Annotated in this window: 16 protein-coding genes and 1 pseudogene; 15 read left to right on the plus strand and 2 right to left on the minus strand. The window is 53.7% G+C overall.

What is annotated here, in order from left to right; genetic code table 11:
• The 11 genes from cysN to rpoS all read left to right on the plus strand — a co-directional run bounded on the left by cysN (position 1) and on the right by rpoS (position 8,901).
• Entirely contained in the window at positions 1 to 1,428 is a 1,428-nt protein-coding gene (cysN, locus tag NMD08_RS05590) for a sulfate adenylyltransferase subunit CysN (protein ID WP_370619706.1), read from the plus strand.
• Positions 1,428 to 2,033 carry an adenylyl-sulfate kinase gene (gene cysC, locus NMD08_RS05595; RefSeq protein WP_370619708.1) on the plus strand — a complete coding sequence of 202 codons (606 nt, stop codon included), beginning with the start codon at positions 1,428 to 1,430 and terminating at the stop codon, positions 2,031 to 2,033. Before cysN ends, cysC begins: the two co-directional genes overlap by 1 nt.
• 47 nt (positions 2,034 to 2,080) lie before the next feature.
• The gene (locus tag NMD08_RS05600) at positions 2,081 to 2,404 is read left to right on the plus strand and encodes a DUF3561 family protein (RefSeq protein ID WP_151218229.1); all 324 of its coding nucleotides are present in this window, start codon (positions 2,081 to 2,083) and stop codon (positions 2,402 to 2,404) included.
• Positions 2,405 to 2,618: 214 nt separating this feature from the next.
• Complete coding sequence (ftsB, locus tag NMD08_RS05605) at positions 2,619 to 2,930, plus strand: cell division protein FtsB (protein ID WP_151218228.1); 312 nt, start codon at positions 2,619 to 2,621, stop codon at positions 2,928 to 2,930.
• A gap of 18 nt (positions 2,931 to 2,948) precedes the next feature.
• Positions 2,949 to 3,644 carry a 2-C-methyl-D-erythritol 4-phosphate cytidylyltransferase gene (gene ispD / locus NMD08_RS05610; RefSeq protein ID WP_151218227.1) on the plus strand — a complete coding sequence of 232 codons (696 nt, stop codon included), beginning with the start codon at positions 2,949 to 2,951 and terminating at the stop codon, positions 3,642 to 3,644.
• A gap of 66 nt (positions 3,645 to 3,710) precedes the next feature.
• Positions 3,711 to 4,190, plus strand: a complete 480-nt coding sequence (gene ispF / locus NMD08_RS05615; protein WP_151224260.1) for a 2-C-methyl-D-erythritol 2,4-cyclodiphosphate synthase — start codon at positions 3,711 to 3,713, stop codon at positions 4,188 to 4,190.
• Positions 4,187 to 5,236, plus strand: a complete 1,050-nt coding sequence (truD, locus tag NMD08_RS05620) for a tRNA pseudouridine(13) synthase TruD (RefSeq protein WP_151224259.1) — start codon at positions 4,187 to 4,189, stop codon at positions 5,234 to 5,236. Before ispF ends, truD begins: the two co-directional genes overlap by 4 nt.
• Positions 5,217 to 5,978, plus strand: coding sequence for a 5'/3'-nucleotidase SurE (surE, locus tag NMD08_RS05625; RefSeq protein WP_151218225.1), 762 nt, complete (start codon positions 5,217 to 5,219; stop codon positions 5,976 to 5,978). Before truD ends, surE begins: the two co-directional genes overlap by 20 nt.
• On the plus strand, positions 5,972 to 6,598 hold the full coding sequence (locus tag NMD08_RS05630; RefSeq protein ID WP_151218224.1) for a protein-L-isoaspartate(D-aspartate) O-methyltransferase: 627 nt from the start codon (positions 5,972 to 5,974) through the stop codon (positions 6,596 to 6,598). The genes surE and NMD08_RS05630 overlap by 7 nt, the downstream gene beginning before the upstream one ends.
• Positions 6,599 to 6,718: 120 nt before the next feature.
• A complete protein-coding gene (gene nlpD, locus NMD08_RS05635; protein ID WP_151218223.1) occupies positions 6,719 to 7,846 on the plus strand; it encodes a murein hydrolase activator NlpD in 1,128 nt (375 codons plus the stop codon).
• Positions 7,847 to 7,908: 62 nt separating this feature from the next.
• Positions 7,909 to 8,901, plus strand: coding sequence for an RNA polymerase sigma factor RpoS (gene rpoS / locus NMD08_RS05640; RefSeq protein WP_000081498.1), 993 nt, complete (start codon positions 7,909 to 7,911; stop codon positions 8,899 to 8,901).
• 97 nt (positions 8,902 to 8,998) lie between these two features.
• Here rpoS and NMD08_RS05645 read toward each other — a convergent pair whose 3' ends face one another.
• Positions 8,999 to 9,403: a MarR family winged helix-turn-helix transcriptional regulator gene (locus NMD08_RS05645; protein WP_151224257.1), complete on the minus strand. Its 405-nt coding sequence runs from the start codon at positions 9,401 to 9,403 to the stop codon at positions 8,999 to 9,001.
• A 157-nt stretch (positions 9,404 to 9,560) separates the two neighbouring features.
• Between NMD08_RS05645 and NMD08_RS05650 the strand changes: the two are divergent.
• From NMD08_RS05650 to NMD08_RS05665, 4 genes and pseudogenes are all read left to right on the plus strand, one after another.
• Positions 9,561 to 10,153 (plus strand): annotated as a pseudogene (locus tag NMD08_RS05650) (non-oxidative hydroxyarylic acid decarboxylases subunit B).
• Complete coding sequence (locus tag NMD08_RS05655) at positions 10,153 to 11,580, plus strand: non-oxidative hydroxyarylic acid decarboxylases subunit C (RefSeq protein ID WP_187258912.1); 1,428 nt, start codon at positions 10,153 to 10,155, stop codon at positions 11,578 to 11,580. The pseudogene NMD08_RS05650 and the gene NMD08_RS05655 overlap by 1 nt, the downstream one beginning before the upstream one ends.
• Before the next feature lie 10 nt (positions 11,581 to 11,590).
• On the plus strand, positions 11,591 to 11,827 hold the full coding sequence (locus tag NMD08_RS05660; RefSeq protein ID WP_151218219.1) for a non-oxidative hydroxyarylic acid decarboxylases subunit D: 237 nt from the start codon (positions 11,591 to 11,593) through the stop codon (positions 11,825 to 11,827).
• 241 nt (positions 11,828 to 12,068) lie between these two features.
• Positions 12,069 to 12,221 carry a Hok/Gef family protein gene (locus tag NMD08_RS05665; RefSeq protein ID WP_187258911.1) on the plus strand — a complete coding sequence of 51 codons (153 nt, stop codon included), beginning with the start codon at positions 12,069 to 12,071 and terminating at the stop codon, positions 12,219 to 12,221.
• Positions 12,222 to 12,330: 109 nt separating this feature from the next.
• Here NMD08_RS05665 and mutS read toward each other — a convergent pair whose 3' ends face one another.
• Positions 12,331 to 14,892, minus strand: a complete 2,562-nt coding sequence (mutS, locus tag NMD08_RS05670) for a DNA mismatch repair protein MutS (RefSeq protein WP_370619710.1) — start codon at positions 14,890 to 14,892, stop codon at positions 12,331 to 12,333.
• Positions 14,893 to 14,961 lie beyond the last annotated feature (69 nt).

Here is a 14,961-nt window from a genome sequence, read left to right on the forward strand (position 1 = left end):
ATGAATACGACACTTGCACAACAAATTGCTAATGAAGGCGGCGTTGAAGCCTGGATGGTCGCCCAGCAACATAAAAGTCTGCTGCGTTTTTTAACCTGCGGTAGCGTGGATGACGGGAAAAGTACCCTGATTGGTCGCCTGCTGCATGACACGCGTCAGATTTACGAAGATCAGCTTTCATCGCTGCACAACGACAGCAAACGTCACGGCACCCAGGGCGAAAAGCTCGATCTGGCGTTATTGGTTGACGGCTTACAGGCCGAGCGTGAGCAGGGCATCACCATCGACGTGGCTTACCGTTATTTCTCTACCGAGAAGCGTAAATTTATCATTGCGGATACCCCGGGTCATGAGCAGTACACCCGTAACATGGCCACCGGTGCGTCGACCTGCGACCTGGCGATCCTGCTGATCGATGCGCGTAAAGGCGTGCTGGATCAGACTCGTCGTCATAGCTTTATCTCCACGCTACTTGGGATCAAACATCTGGTGGTGGCGATCAACAAAATGGATCTGGTGGGCTTTAGCGAAGAGACATTTAACCGCATTCGCGAAGATTATCTTACTTTTGCTGAACAGTTGCCGGGCAACCTGGATATCCGGTTTGTGCCGCTCTCTGCGCTGGAAGGCGACAACGTGGCTTCGCAAAGCGCCAGCATGCTGTGGTACAGCGGTCCGACGCTGCTGGAAGTGCTTGAAACCGTTGAGATTCAACGTAGTGTTGATACGCAACCGATGCGTTTCCCGGTGCAGTATGTGAACCGACCGAATCTGGATTTTCGTGGTTATGCCGGAACGCTGGCCTCCGGTAGCGTGAAGGTCGGGCAGCGCGTCAAAGTACTGCCGTCCGGCGTTGAGTCCAGCGTGGCGCGGATCGTCACGTTTGATGGCGACTTGCAGGAAGCGCATGCGGGGGAAGCGATAACCCTGGTATTGAAAGATGAGATCGACATCAGCCGGGGCGATCTGCTGCTTGATGCCGGCGAGGCTTTGCCGGCGGTACAAAGCGCTGCCATTGATGTGGTTTGGATGGCGGAACAACCACTGTCGCCTGGACAGAGTTACGACATCAAAGTTGCAGGCAAGAAGACCCGCGCACGCGTTGATAGCGTGCAGTACCAGGTCGATATTAATAACCTTACCCAACGTGACGTTGAAGCGCTACCGCTAAACGGCATCGGTCTGGTTAATCTCACCTTTGATGAGCCGCTGGTGCTGGATACCTATCAACAGAACCCGGTAACGGGCGGGCTGATTATTATTGACCGCCTGACCAACGTTACCGTTGGCGCGGGGTTAGTACGTGAGCCAATCATTCAGGAGCACGCGGCGGTTTCTCAGTTCAGCGCGTTTGAGCTGGAGTTTAATGCGCTGGTGCGTCGCCACTTCCCACACTGGGGCGCGCGCGATCTGCTGGGAGGACAATAATGGCGCTGCATGACGAAAACGTCGTCTGGCATGCCCATCCTGTTACACCGCAACAGCGGGAACAACGCCACGGTCATCGTGGTGTTGTGCTGTGGTTTACCGGGCTGTCAGGTTCCGGTAAATCCACGGTAGCAGGGGCGCTGGAAGAAGCGTTGCATAAGCTGGGGGTGAGTACTTATCTTTTGGATGGCGATAACGTGCGTCACGGTCTGTGCAGCGATCTTGGATTTAGTGATGCCGATCGTAAGGAGAATATTCGTCGGGTTGGTGAAGTGGCTAACCTGATGGTGGATGCGGGTCTTGTGGTGTTGACCGCCTTTATCTCGCCGCATCGTGCCGAGCGCAAAATGGTCCGCGAGCGGGTTGGCGAAGGGCGTTTTATTGAGGTTTTTGTCGATACGCCATTAGCAGCGTGTGAAGCACGCGATCCAAAAGGGCTGTATAAAAAAGCGCGGGCGGGTGAGTTGCGCAATTTCACCGGAATTGATTCAGTATACGAAGCGCCTGAATCGCCAGAGATTCATCTTAATGGTGAACAATTGGTAACAAATTTGGTACCCCAATTATTAGACCTGCTGAGGCAGGAAGATATTATCAGATCCTGAGACACCCGAGCTCACATGCCCGGTCAGTCACGGTCACAGGATTAGATATGCGTAACAGCCATAACATTACTATTACAGAGTCGGATACCTTCGCCGCCGACGACGAAACCACCTGGTCACTACCGGGGGCCGTGGTCGGTTTTATCGCGTGGTTGTTAGCGCTGGGATTCCCGTGTCTGATGTATGGCCCTAATACACTGTTTTTCTTCATTTATACCTGGCCCTTTTTCCTCGCATTGCTGCCCGTGGCGATTGTCGCGGGTATTGCTTTGCACTCGCTATTGAAGGGACGGTTGCTGCTGAGCATTATCTGCACCCTGTTGGTGGTTGGGGCGATGTTTGGCGCACTATTTCTATGGTTGCTGGGTTAGGTAAACGCCCTTTTTTAACAATCGCCACGTTGTTCACTCTCTGGTCATAATTCAAACCGTAACCAACAATGAGATTATGTTCTCCTTACACGGGGTATACGTAACAATGGGCAAATGTGGTACATTTGCCCGCGTTGTCGCGGCATTCCCGACCGTTGATGTAAAGTTGTCTGCGGAAATTATGGGATGTTAATGCCGTTTTTCAGGGGGCAGGATGGGTAAACTAACGCTGCTGTTGCTGGCTTTATTAGTCTGGCTGCAGTATTCGCTGTGGTTCGGTAAGAACGGCATACATGACTATAGTCGCGTCAACGATGATGTTGCTGCGCAGCAAGCTACAAACGCGAAACTTAAAGCGCGTAACGATCAGCTTTTTGCCGAAATTGACGATCTCAATGGCGGACAAGAGGCTATTGAGGAGCGTGCGCGCAACGAACTTAGTATGACTAAGCCGGGCGAAACCTTTTATCGTCTGGTGCCTGACGCGTCTAAACGCGCTCAGACTGTAGGGCAAAACAATCGATAAACCGTCCAGGGATTTAACATGGCAGCCACTTTATTGGACGTTTGCGCCGTGGTGCCGGCTGCCGGGTTTGGCCGCCGAATGCAAACAGAGTGTCCTAAGCAGTACCTCTCTATAGGCAATAAAACCATTCTCGAACACTCGGTTGATGCGCTGCTGGCGCATCCCCGGGTGACGCGAGTCGTCATCGCTATCAGCCCAGGCGACAGCCGCTTTGCCCAACTTCCACTTGCTGCGCACCCGCAAATTACCGTGGTGGATGGCGGCAACGAGCGTGCCGATTCTGTCCTTGCCGGTTTGCAAGCCGCAGGGGGGGCCCGTTGGGTGCTGGTGCATGATGCCGCGCGTCCGTGTCTGCACCAGGATGATCTGGCCCGTTTGCTGGCAATCAGCGAGTCCAGCCGTACCGGTGGGATCCTTGCCGCACCGGTACGCGACACAATGAAGCGTGCGGAGCCGGGGCGAACAGACATAGCGCATACGGTCGATCGCAACGATTTATGGCATGCGTTGACGCCGCAGTTTTTCCCACGCGAGCTGTTGCACGACTGCCTGACGCGTGCGCTCAATGAAGGCGCAACCATTACGGACGAAGCCTCGGCGCTGGAATATTGCGGCTTTCATCCACAGCTGGTTGAAGGACGTGCTGACAACATCAAAGTCACCCGCCCGGAAGACCTGGCGCTGGCGGAATTTTATCTGACCCGAACTATCTAGACACTTTATCCTTCACGCTGCAACGAGGCAGCTTGAAGGATGATGTGTATACCAGGAGAAGACATAATGCGAATTGGACACGGTTTCGACGTACACGCTTTTGGCGGCGTTGGCCCAATTATCATTGGTGGTGTGCGCATTCCGTATGAAAAAGGATTGCTGGCGCATTCTGATGGCGATGTGGCGTTACATGCGCTAACCGATGCTCTGCTTGGCGCGGCCGCGCTGGGGGATATCGGTAAACTCTTCCCGGATACCGACCCGGCCTTTAAAGGTGCAGATAGTCGTGAATTATTGCGTGAAGCCTGGCGGCGTATTCAGGCCAAAGGCTATACGCTTGGTAATGTGGATGTGACGATTATTGCTCAGGCGCCGAAGATGCTGCCTCACATTCCGCAAATGCGTGTGTTTATTGCCGAAGACCTCGGCTGCCATATGGAAGATGTTAACGTGAAAGCGACCACCACGGAAAAACTCGGTTTTACCGGGCGTGGGGAAGGGATTGCCTGCGAAGCGGTGGCGTTACTCATTAAGGCAACGAAATGACTGCGTTTGAAGATCTGACGTATCTCCATGGCAAACCACTGGGCCATGGCGTCCTGAAAGCAAACCCGGAAGACTTTGTCGTCGTCGAAGATTTAGGCTTTGAACCGGATGGCGAAGGCGAGCATGTTTTGGTGCGTATCCTGAAAAACGGCTGTAACACCCGTTTTGTCGCTGACGCATTGGCAAAGTTCCTGAAAATTCACGCCCGTGAAGTCAGCTTTGCCGGGCAGAAAGATAAGCATGCGGTCACGGAACAGTGGCTGTGCGCGCGCGTGCCGGGCAATGCGATGCCTGATTTAAGCAAATTTGAGCTTGAAGGTTGTAAAGTGCTGGAGTACGCGCGCCACAAGCGTAAGCTGCGTTTAGGGGCGCTGAAAGGCAACGAATTTACGCTGGTGCTGCGTGAGGTGAGTGAGCGAAATGATGTTGAAGCGCGTTTGCAGGCGATTAGCGAGCGCGGCGTACCGAACTATTTTGGCACTCAACGTTTTGGTATCGGCGGCAGCAACCTGCAAGGAGCGTTGCGCTGGGCGCAAAGCGATGCGCCGGTGCGCGATCGCAATAAACGCAGTTTTTGGTTGTCGGCGGCCCGTAGCGCGTTGTTTAATCAGATAGCCAGTGAACGCCTGAAAAAAACAGACTTTAATCAAGTTGTTGACGGCGATGCGCTACAATTATCGGGGCGCGGAAGCTGGTTTGTCGCCACACAGGAAGAACAAACTGAATTACAGCGTCGCGTCGATGAGAAAGAATTGATGATAACAGCGGCATTGCCGGGCTGCGGTGAGTGGGGAACTCAACGCGACGCACTGGCGTTTGAAGAAGCCGCTGTTGCTGATGAAACCGCGCTGCAGTCTCTGTTATTGCGCGAGAAAGTCGACGCGTCGCGTCGCGCTATGTTGCTGTATCCACAACAATTAAGCTGGAACTGGTGGGATGACGTAACCGTTGAGTTACGTTTCTGGCTACCGGCAGGTAGCTTCGCCACCAGTGTTGTAAGGGAACTTATTAACACAATGGGTGATTATGCGTATATTGCTGAGTAACGATGATGGGGTCCACGCACCCGGTATACAAACGCTGGCGAAAGCGCTGCGTGAGTTTGCTGATGTACAAGTGGTTGCCCCGGATCGTAACCGCAGTGGCGCGTCTAACTCGCTGACGCTGGAGTCCTCACTTCGCACGTTTACCTATGATAACGGCGATATTGCCGTACAAATGGGTACGCCTACCGACTGCGTCTATCTGGGTGTGAACGCATTAATGCGTCCGCGTCCGGACATTGTCGTTTCTGGTATTAACGCGGGTCCAAATCTGGGTGATGATGTCATCTATTCCGGTACCGTTGCGGCGGCGATGGAAGGTCGTCACCTCGGGTTCCCTGCGCTGGCTGTTTCACTTGATGGTCATAAACACTACGATACCGCTGCGGCGGTCACCTGCCGTATCTTACGGGCGCTGAGTCGTGAACCGCTGCGCACCGGACGCATTTTAAATATCAACGTGCCGGATTTACCGCTGGATGAGATTAAAGGGATCCGCGTCACCCGCTGCGGCAGTCGTCATCCGGCGGATCTGGTTATTCCACAGCAGGACCCGCGCGGCAATACGCTGTACTGGATCGGGCCACCGGGCGAAAAATGCGACGCCGGGCCGGATACGGATTTTGCCGCGGTCGATGAAGGCTATGTTTCCATCACGCCGCTGCATGTCGATTTAACCGCATACGGCGCACATGAAGTGGTTTCTGACTGGTTAGACAGCGTGGGAGTCGACACGCAATGGTAAGCAGACGCGTACACACTCTTCTTGAACAATTACGTGCGCAGGGCATCAGAGATGAGCTTGTTCTCGATGCGCTCGCCGCCGTGCCGCGTGAAAAATTCATTGATGAGGCGTTTGAACATAAGGCCTGGGACAATATTGCCCTGCCGATTGGTCAGGGGCAGACGATTTCGCAGCCTTATATGGTAGCGCGGATGACCGAACTGCTGGAGTTAACGCCGCAGTCTCGGGTGCTGGAAATTGGAACTGGCTCTGGCTACCAGACGGCGATTCTGGCGCATCTGGTGCATCATGTGTGTTCCGTTGAACGCATTAAAAGTTTGCAGTGGCAGGCGCGTCGTCGCCTGAAGCAGCTTGATTTACATAATGTTTCGACCCGTCATGGTGATGGATGGCAAGGCTGGCAGGCGCGAGCCCCGTTTGACGCTATCATTGTAACGGCTGCGCCGCCTGAGATCCCAACCGCATTGATGATGCAGTTGGATGAGGGCGGCATTCTCGTCTTACCCGTGGGCGATGAGCACCAGTTTTTGAAACGGGTGCGTCGTCGGGGAGGCGAATTTATTATCGATACCGTGGAGGCCGTACGTTTCGTTCCCTTAGTAAAAGGGGAGCTTGCGTAGATATCGGCTGTGAATACCTGGAGTTTTCCTGGATATTCTGGAACAGGTAAGCGTATTGTGACGATGCCTTGCACGGTGATTACGTCATGGGTTTTAACCAATTTTTTTCCTGGGGGATAAATGAGCGCGGGAAGCCACAAATTTACCGTTAGCCGTATTGCGGCATTGTCACTGGTTTCATTATGGCTGGCAGGTTGTTCAAATACCTCGAATCCACCAGCACCGGTCAGCTCGGTTAACGGCGCTGCATCAACGAATACCAGCTCCGGCATGCTGATTACGCCTCCACCAAAAATGGGCTCGACGTCGACGGTACAGCAGACGCCACAGATCCAGCCGGTGCAGCGGCCAACCACACAGCCAACACAAATTCAGCCTGTAGCAGAGCAACCTGTACAGATGGAAAACGGTCGTATTGTATACAATCGTAAGTATGGGAATATTCCGAAAGGTAGCTATACAGGCGGCAGTACTTATACTGTTAAGAAAGGCGATACCCTTTTCTATATTGCCTGGATCACCGGGAACGATTTCCGTGACCTCGCACAACGCAATAACGTTCCGGCCCCGTATGGCCTGAATGTCGGTCAAACTCTGCAAGTGGGCAACGCGTCTGGCGCACCGATTACTGGTGGTAATGCCATCACCCAGGCGGATGCAGCACAGCAAGGAGTTGTGACCAACCCTGCACAAAATTCCACCGTTGCTGTTGCTTCGAAACCAACAATTACGTATTCTGAGGATTCAGGTGAACAAAGTGCTAATAAAATGTTGCCGAACAACAAGCCTGCTGGGACTGTAGTCACAGCGCCTGTAACGGCTCCGGCAGTTAGCGCAACCGAATCAACTGCAAGCTCAACGTCAACCAGTTCGCCAATCTCTACCTGGCGCTGGCCGACTGACGGCAAAGTGATCGAAAACTTTGCGGCTACCGAAGGTGGCAATAAAGGAATCGACATTGCAGGCAGCAAAGGACAGGCTATTGTCGCGACCGCAGATGGACGCGTCGTCTATGCCGGTAACGCGCTGCGTGGTTACGGTAATCTTATTATCATCAAACATAACGATGATTACCTGAGTGCCTACGCCCATAACGATACAATGCTGGTCCGGGAACAACAAGAAATCAAGGCGGGGCAGAAAATAGCTACCATGGGTAGTACCGGAACCAGTTCAACACGCTTGCATTTTGAAATTCGTTACAAGGGGAAATCCGTAAACCCGCTGCGCTATTTACCGCAGCGATAATTCGGCGGAACCAGGCTTTCACGTGCTAGTTCCGTTAGGGATCACGGGTAGGAGCCACCTTTATGAGTCAGAATACGCTGAAAGTTCATGATTTAAATGAAGATGCGGAATTTGATGAGAACGGAGTAGAGGCTTTTGATGAAAAAGCCTTGAGTGAAGAGGAACCCAGTGATAACGACCTGGCTGAAGAAGAGCTGTTATCGCAGGGGGCCACACAGCGTGTGTTGGACGCGACTCAGCTTTACCTTGGTGAGATTGGTTATTCACCACTGTTAACAGCCGAAGAAGAAGTTTATTTTGCGCGTCGCGCACTGCGTGGAGATGTCGCATCTCGCCGTCGCATGATTGAAAGTAACCTGCGTCTGGTGGTGAAGATTGCTCGTCGTTATGGCAATCGTGGTCTGGCATTGCTGGACCTGATTGAAGAGGGCAATCTGGGGCTTATCCGTGCAGTCGAGAAGTTTGACCCGGAACGCGGGTTCCGCTTCTCAACATACGCAACCTGGTGGATCCGCCAGACGATCGAACGGGCAATTATGAACCAAACCCGTACGATCCGACTGCCCATTCACATTGTAAAAGAGCTGAACGTCTATCTGCGTACCGCGCGTGAGTTGTCGCATAAACTGGACCACGAACCGAGCGCAGAAGAGATTGCTGAACAACTGGACAAACCGGTTGATGACGTCAGCCGTATGCTCCGACTCAACGAGCGTATTACCTCGGTAGACACCCCGCTGGGTGGCGATTCCGAAAAAGCGTTGCTGGATATTCTGGCCGATGAAAAGGAAAACGGTCCGGAAGACACCACGCAAGACGATGATATGAAACAGAGCATCGTCAAATGGCTGTTCGAACTGAACGCCAAACAGCGTGAGGTGCTGGCACGTCGCTTTGGTCTGCTGGGATACGAAGCTGCGACACTGGAAGATGTGGGCCGTGAAATTGGCCTCACTCGTGAACGTGTTCGCCAGATTCAGGTTGAAGGTCTGCGTCGTCTGCGTGAAATTCTGCAGACTCAGGGGCTGAATATCGAAGCGCTGTTCCGCGAGTAAGCACTAGTTCTATCAAGAAAGGCCAGTCTCATTGGGACTGGCCTTTTTCTTTGACGATGTGTCCAGGCCGGGTAAGGAATAGCCGCAATCCGATAAATTACCCCATCATCTTACGCACCAGACGTGTGAACTGCTCACGCTCTTCATCAGATAACCGCCCCAAAAACTCATCATCTACGTCATTTCCCAGTGGGGTTGCGCTGGCCAGTAACGCTTCTCCTTGCGCGGTCAAATAAACAAACCGCCGACGCTTATCTGCCGGGTCGTGCTCACGCCTGACCAGATCGCGTTTTTCCATTCGGCTCAGCATTTCCGCAAGCGTCGCCTTGGTACAGACTGCTGCCTCGGTCAGGGTAACCTGTTCAATTCCGGGCTGTTCGGCAATGGCGCGCATCACCGCATACTGCGGTTTGGTCAGATCCGGTAATTCATGTTGCCAGCGAGCCGTATGCTGCTGAAAAAGCTGACGTAAAAGGTGGAAGGCTGTGTTTCTTAACGGCATGAGAGCTCCGGAATATCTGTCAGTCTCTATCTTAACGGGTAACGCGTCATAGTTTAACCATTGCTGCTTTAGCAATCTGTGCGAGGTGCTCTTGTCCGGAATGCATCGAGGGAGTATTTTAATAAAATGTTCGTACACGAACAAAATTGAGGGCGAAATGAGACTGATTGTAGGAATGACCGGGGCGACCGGCGCACCGCTTGGTGTGTCGCTACTCAGGCGCTGCGGGCAATGCCGGGGGTAGAAACCCATCTGGTGCTGTCAAAGTGGGCCAAAACCACCATTGAACTGGAAACACCATACAGCGTCCGTGATGTGTCAGCGTTAGCCGATTATTGCCACAACCCGGCGGACCAGGCGGCGACCATCTCCTCCGGATCGTTTCGTACTGACGGCATGATCATTATCCCCTGCAGTATGAAAACCCTTGCCGGTATTCGTGCTGGCTATGCGGAAGGACTGGTGGGGCGCGCCGCTGATGTGGTGCTGAAAGAAGGGCGCCAGCTGGTACTGGTTCCGCGGGAAATGCCGCTTAGCACTATTCATCTGGAAAACATGCTCGCGCTTTCGCGCATGAGCGTCGCGATGGTCCCGCCGATGCCTGCGTTTTATAACCACCCGCAAACGGTTGATGACATCACGCAGCACATTGTGGCTCGCGTGCTCGATCAGTTTGGTCTGGAACACCCCAACGCCCGTCGCTGGCAGGGATTACGACAGGCGCAGAATTTTGCACAGGAGAATGAATAATGGCATTTGATGACTTGCGCAGCTTTTTACAGGCGCTGGACGACCAGGGACAATTGCTGAAAATCAGTGAAGAGGTCAACGCTGAGCCGGATCTGGCTGCGGCGGCTAACGCGACCGGGCGTATTGGCGACGGTGCGCCAGCGCTGTGGTTTGACAATATTCGTGGTTTTACTGACGCCCGCGTGGCGATGAATACCATCGGCTCGTGGCAGAATCATGCCATTTCATTAGGCCTGCCGCCCAATACGCCGGTGAAAAAACAAATTGATGAGTTTATCCGTCGTTGGGATAAATTTCCGGTTACGCCGGAGCGTCGTGCCAATCCGGCTTGGGCTGAAAACAGTGTTGATGGTGAGGAGATCAACCTGTTTGATATTCTGCCGCTGTTTCGCCTGAATGATGGCGATGGGGGGTTCTATCTCGATAAAGCCTGCGTGGTGTCGCGCGATCCGCTGGATCCGGATAACTTCGGAAAGCAGAACGTCGGCATTTATCGTATGGAAGTGAAAGGGAAACGCAAACTTGGCTTGCAACCGGTGCCGATGCACGATATTGCGTTGCATCTGCATAAAGCTGAAGAGCGTGGTGAAGATCTGCCGATTGCCATCACGCTGGGTAACGATCCGATTATTACCCTGATGGGGGCTACGCCGCTGAAGTACGATCAGTCGGAATACGAAATGGCGGGGGCGCTGCGCGAAAGCCCGTATCCGATCGCCACCGCACCGCTCACTGGCTTTGACGTGCCATGGGGTTCAGAAGTGATCCTCGAAGGGGTCATTGAAAGCCGTAAACGTGAAATCGAAGGTCCTTTTGGTGAGTTTACCGGCCACTATTCTGGTGGTCGTAACATGACCGTGGTGCGTATCGATAAAGTCTCTTATCGCAGTAAACCGATTTTTGAATCGCTGTATCTCGGGATGCCGTGGACGGAAATCGACTATCTGATGGGGCCAGCAACCTGCGTACCGCTTTATCAACAGCTGAAAGCTGAATTCCCGGAAGTACAGGCGGTGAATGCCATGTACACCCATGGTTTGCTGGCGATTATCTCCACCAAAAAACGCTACGGTGGCTTTGCCCGTGCAGTCGGGCTGCGGGCAATGACGACGCCGCATGGTCTGGGTTACGTGAAAATGGTGATTATGGTTGATGAGGATGTTGATCCGTTCAATCTGCCGCAGGTGATGTGGGCGCTGTCTTCGAAAGTTAATCCGGCGGGGGATCTGGTGCAATTGCCGAATATGTCGGTGCTGGAACTTGATCCGGGCTCCAGTCCGGCGGGGATTACCGACAAGTTAATCATAGATGCCACCACGCCGGTTGCGCCGGATAACCGTGGGCACTACAGCCAGCCGGTATGTGATTTACCGGAAACGAAAGCCTGGGCTGAAAAGCTGACCGCCATGCTGGCTAACCGTAAATAAGGAGTTGCAGATGATTTGTCCCCGTTGTGCCGATGAACATATTGAAGTGATGGCGAACTCGCCGGTGAAAGATGTCTGGACGGTATATCAGTGCCAGCATTGTCTGTACACCTGGCGTAATACCGAACCGCTTCGCCGCACCAGCCGGGAGCACTATCCGGAGGCGTTTCGGATGACGCAAAAAGATATCGATGACGCACCAATGGTGCCGAGTATTCCGCCGCTGCTGGCGGAAGGTAAGCGCTAATACTGAAGGCCCGGGATTCCGGGTCTTTTTTTGCGCGCAGACTCGTAACGTATTGATAAATTGATTTGTTACAGCGGCATCGGGAATAGAATAGCGGCGGGTGCTTGAGGCTTTCTGAGCTTTGAGCATTGGCAAGGTCCCGGAAAGACAAAAGCCCCAGGAGATAGTTCTATCAACCTGAGGCTAGCGTACAAACCTGAACAATTTGGATGTTAGTCTCTTCTTTGCAGGGAGGCAAGACATGCTGACAAAATATGCCCTTGTGGCAATTGTAGTGCTGTGTTTTACGGCGCAGGGATTCACGTTAATGGTGCGAGATTCGTTGTGCGAGTTAAGTATTAAAGAACGTGGTATGGAGTTTAAAGCTGTTCTCGCTTACGAACCGAAGAAGTAGCTACAACGCGGGGGAAACCCCGCGTCTTGATGGTCCGGTACTGTCCTCTCGCACCCATTCCCGTGTAGCCCAATGCCCGATAAGCAAAGCGCCGTCGGGCACTGCATTTTTACACCAGGCTCTTCAACCGATAGATCCACTCCAGCGCCTGACGCGGCGTTAGTGAATCCGGGTCGAGGTTTTCCAGCGCTTCAACGGCGGGGGAGGTTTCTTCAGGCACTGAAAGCAGCGACATCTGCGTACCATCGACCTGGGTCGCGGCAACGTTCGGCGCAATGCTTTCCAGTTCGCGCAGTTTTTGCCGCGCGCGTTTAATAACTTCTTTCGGCACCCCTGCAAGGGCAGCTACTGCCAGACCATAGCTCTTGCTCGCCGCACCATCCTGAACGCTGTGCATGAAGGCGATGGTATCGCCGTGCTCTAACGCATCCAGATGCACATTAGCGACGCCTTCCATCTTCTCCGGTAACTGAGTCAGTTCGAAGTAGTGGGTCGCAAACAAGGTTAATGCTTTGATTTTATTAGCGAGGTTTTCCGCGCACGCCCATGCCAGCGACAGGCCGTCGTAGGTGGAGGTTCCACGACCAATCTCATCCATCAGCACCAGGCTGTTCTCGGTGGCGTTATGCAGAATGTTGGCAGTTTCGGTCATTTCTACCATGAAGGTGGAACGACCCGATGCCAAATCATCCGCTGCCCCCACGCGGGTAAAGATCCGATCGATCGGACCTATCTCCACTTTCTGCGCCGGAACATAGCTGCCGATGTAGGCCAGTAGCGCAATCAATGCGGTCTGGCGCATATAGGTACTTTTACCCCCCATATTCGGACCGGTGATGATCAGCATCCGTCGCTGAGGCGAGAGGTTAAGCGGGTTGGCGATAAACGGCTCGGTCAGCACCTGCTCGACCACCGGATGACGCCCCTCGGTAATACGAATGCCGGGTTTATCGGTGAAGGTCGGACAGGTGTAATTCAGCGTATAAGCACGTTCCGCCAGGTTGACCAGTACGTCCAGCTCCGCCAGCGCGCTGGCGCTTTGCTGCAAATCCGCCAGGTGCGGGAGCAGCATGTCGAACAGCTCGTCATACAGCTGTTTTTCCAGCGCCAGCGCTTTGCCTTTTGACGTCAGAACTTTGTCTTCGTACTCTTTCAGTTCCGGAATAATGTAGCGTTCGGCGTTTTTCAACGTCTGGCGACGCACGTAGTTAATCGGAGCCAGATGACTCTGTCCACGGCTGATCTGAATGTAGTAGCCGTGTACGGCATTGAACCCGACCTTAAGCGTATCCAGGCCGGTGCGTTCGCGTTCGCGGATTTCCAGTCTGTCGAGGTAGTCGGTTGCGCCATCGGCCAGCGCTCGCCACTCGTCCAGCTCTTCATTGTAACCCGTGGCAATGACGCCACCGTCGCGAACCAGCACGGGTGGCGCTTCGACGACGGCGCGTTCAAGCAGTTCACGCAGTTCGGTAAATTCGCCCATTTTATCGCGCAGCATTTGCACGGGGGCACTGTCTACGCTTTCCAGTTGTGCACGCAGTTCCGGTAATTGCTGGAAGGCATGACGCATGCGGGCCAGATCGCGCGGACGCGCGGTACGTAAGGCCAGACGCGCCAGGATACGCTCCAGGTCGCCCACCTGTCGCAGCACGGGTTGCAATTCGCTGGTGGTATCCTGCAGCGCGCCGATGGTTTGTTGGCGCTCGGTGAGGATTTTAGTGTCGCGCACAGGCATATGCAGCCAGCGCTTGAGCATACGGCTGCCCATCGGCGTCACGGTGCAGTCGAGTACTGACGCTAGCGTGTTTTCAAAGCCACCTGCCAGGTTCTGCGTGATCTCCAGATTACGGCGCGTGGCGGCATCCATGATGATGCTGTCTTGCTGACGTTCCATGGTGATGGAACGAATATGTGGCAGCGAGGTACGTTGAGTATCTTTTACGTATTGCAGCAGACATCCGGCGGCGCATAATCCGCGTGGGGCATTTTCCACGCCAAAACCAATCAGATCTCGCGTGCCAAACTGTAGGTTTAACTGCTGGCGGGCGGTATCAATTTCAAATTCCCACAGCGGGCGACGACGCAGCCCGCGACGCCCCTCAATCAGCGACGTTTCAGCGAAATCCTCGGCATACAGCAATTCAGCAGGGTTGGTGCGCTGCAGTTCTGCGGCCATGGTTTCGCGGTCGGCGGGTTCACTGACGCGAAAACGCCCTGAGCTGATATCCAGCGTAGCGTAACCGTAACCTTTACTGTCCTGCCAGATGGCGGCCAACAGGTTGTCCTGACGTTCCTGCAACAGCGCTTCATCACTGATGGTACCCGGCGTGACAATGCGTACCACTTTGCGCTCAACCGGACCTTTACTGGTTGCCGGATCGCCAATCTGCTCACAAATAGCGACAGATTCACCCTGATTGACCAGTTTGGCGAGGTAGTTTTCTACCGCATGGTGAGGAATGCCCGCCATCGGGATTGGCTCGCCCGCAGATGCGCCGCGTTTGGTCAGGGAGATATCTAGCAGCTGAGACGCGCGTTTAGCGTCGTCATAAAACAGTTCGTAAAAGTCGCCCATGCGGTAAAACAGCAGTATTTCCGGATGCTGAGCCTTCAGCTTGAGATACTGCTGCATCATTGGGGTGTGAGCGTCGAAATTCTCTTGTGTACTCATCAGTTTATGATGTCCATTTTCTTAAATTTTAACGAGTTAGTGAAGTTTGTTGTTCTCATTGAGTTTCAC

Origin of the sequence: Citrobacter meridianamericanus, from assembly GCF_041320245.1 — a bacterium.
In the GTDB taxonomy this organism is placed as follows: Bacteria; Pseudomonadota; Gammaproteobacteria; order Enterobacterales; family Enterobacteriaceae; genus Citrobacter; species Citrobacter meridianamericanus.

Excerpts from the sequence above, each read along its gene's own strand:
- cysN (WP_370619706.1), top strand. The coding sequence starts at position 1 with ATGAATACGACACTTGCACAACAAATTGCTAATGAAGGCGGCGTTGAA.
- cysC (WP_370619708.1), top strand. The coding sequence starts at position 1,428 with ATGGCGCTGCATGACGAAAACGTCGTCTGGCATGCCCATCCTGTTACA.
- NMD08_RS05600 (WP_151218229.1), top strand. The coding sequence starts at position 2,081 with ATGCGTAACAGCCATAACATTACTATTACAGAGTCGGATACCTTCGCC.
- ftsB (WP_151218228.1), top strand. The coding sequence starts at position 2,619 with ATGGGTAAACTAACGCTGCTGTTGCTGGCTTTATTAGTCTGGCTGCAG.
- ispD (WP_151218227.1), top strand. The coding sequence starts at position 2,949 with ATGGCAGCCACTTTATTGGACGTTTGCGCCGTGGTGCCGGCTGCCGGG.
- ispF (WP_151224260.1), top strand. The coding sequence starts at position 3,711 with ATGCGAATTGGACACGGTTTCGACGTACACGCTTTTGGCGGCGTTGGC.
- truD (WP_151224259.1), top strand. The coding sequence starts at position 4,187 with ATGACTGCGTTTGAAGATCTGACGTATCTCCATGGCAAACCACTGGGC.
- surE (WP_151218225.1), top strand. The coding sequence starts at position 5,217 with ATGCGTATATTGCTGAGTAACGATGATGGGGTCCACGCACCCGGTATA.
- NMD08_RS05630 (WP_151218224.1), top strand. The coding sequence starts at position 5,972 with ATGGTAAGCAGACGCGTACACACTCTTCTTGAACAATTACGTGCGCAG.
- nlpD (WP_151218223.1), top strand. The coding sequence starts at position 6,719 with ATGAGCGCGGGAAGCCACAAATTTACCGTTAGCCGTATTGCGGCATTG.
- rpoS (WP_000081498.1), top strand. The coding sequence starts at position 7,909 with ATGAGTCAGAATACGCTGAAAGTTCATGATTTAAATGAAGATGCGGAA.
- NMD08_RS05645 (WP_151224257.1), bottom strand. The coding sequence starts at position 9,403 with ATGCCGTTAAGAAACACAGCCTTCCACCTTTTACGTCAGCTTTTTCAG.
- NMD08_RS05655 (WP_187258912.1), top strand. The coding sequence starts at position 10,153 with ATGGCATTTGATGACTTGCGCAGCTTTTTACAGGCGCTGGACGACCAG.
- NMD08_RS05660 (WP_151218219.1), top strand. The coding sequence starts at position 11,591 with ATGATTTGTCCCCGTTGTGCCGATGAACATATTGAAGTGATGGCGAAC.
- NMD08_RS05665 (WP_187258911.1), top strand. The coding sequence starts at position 12,069 with ATGCTGACAAAATATGCCCTTGTGGCAATTGTAGTGCTGTGTTTTACG.
- mutS (WP_370619710.1), bottom strand. The coding sequence starts at position 14,892 with ATGAGTACACAAGAGAATTTCGACGCTCACACCCCAATGATGCAGCAG.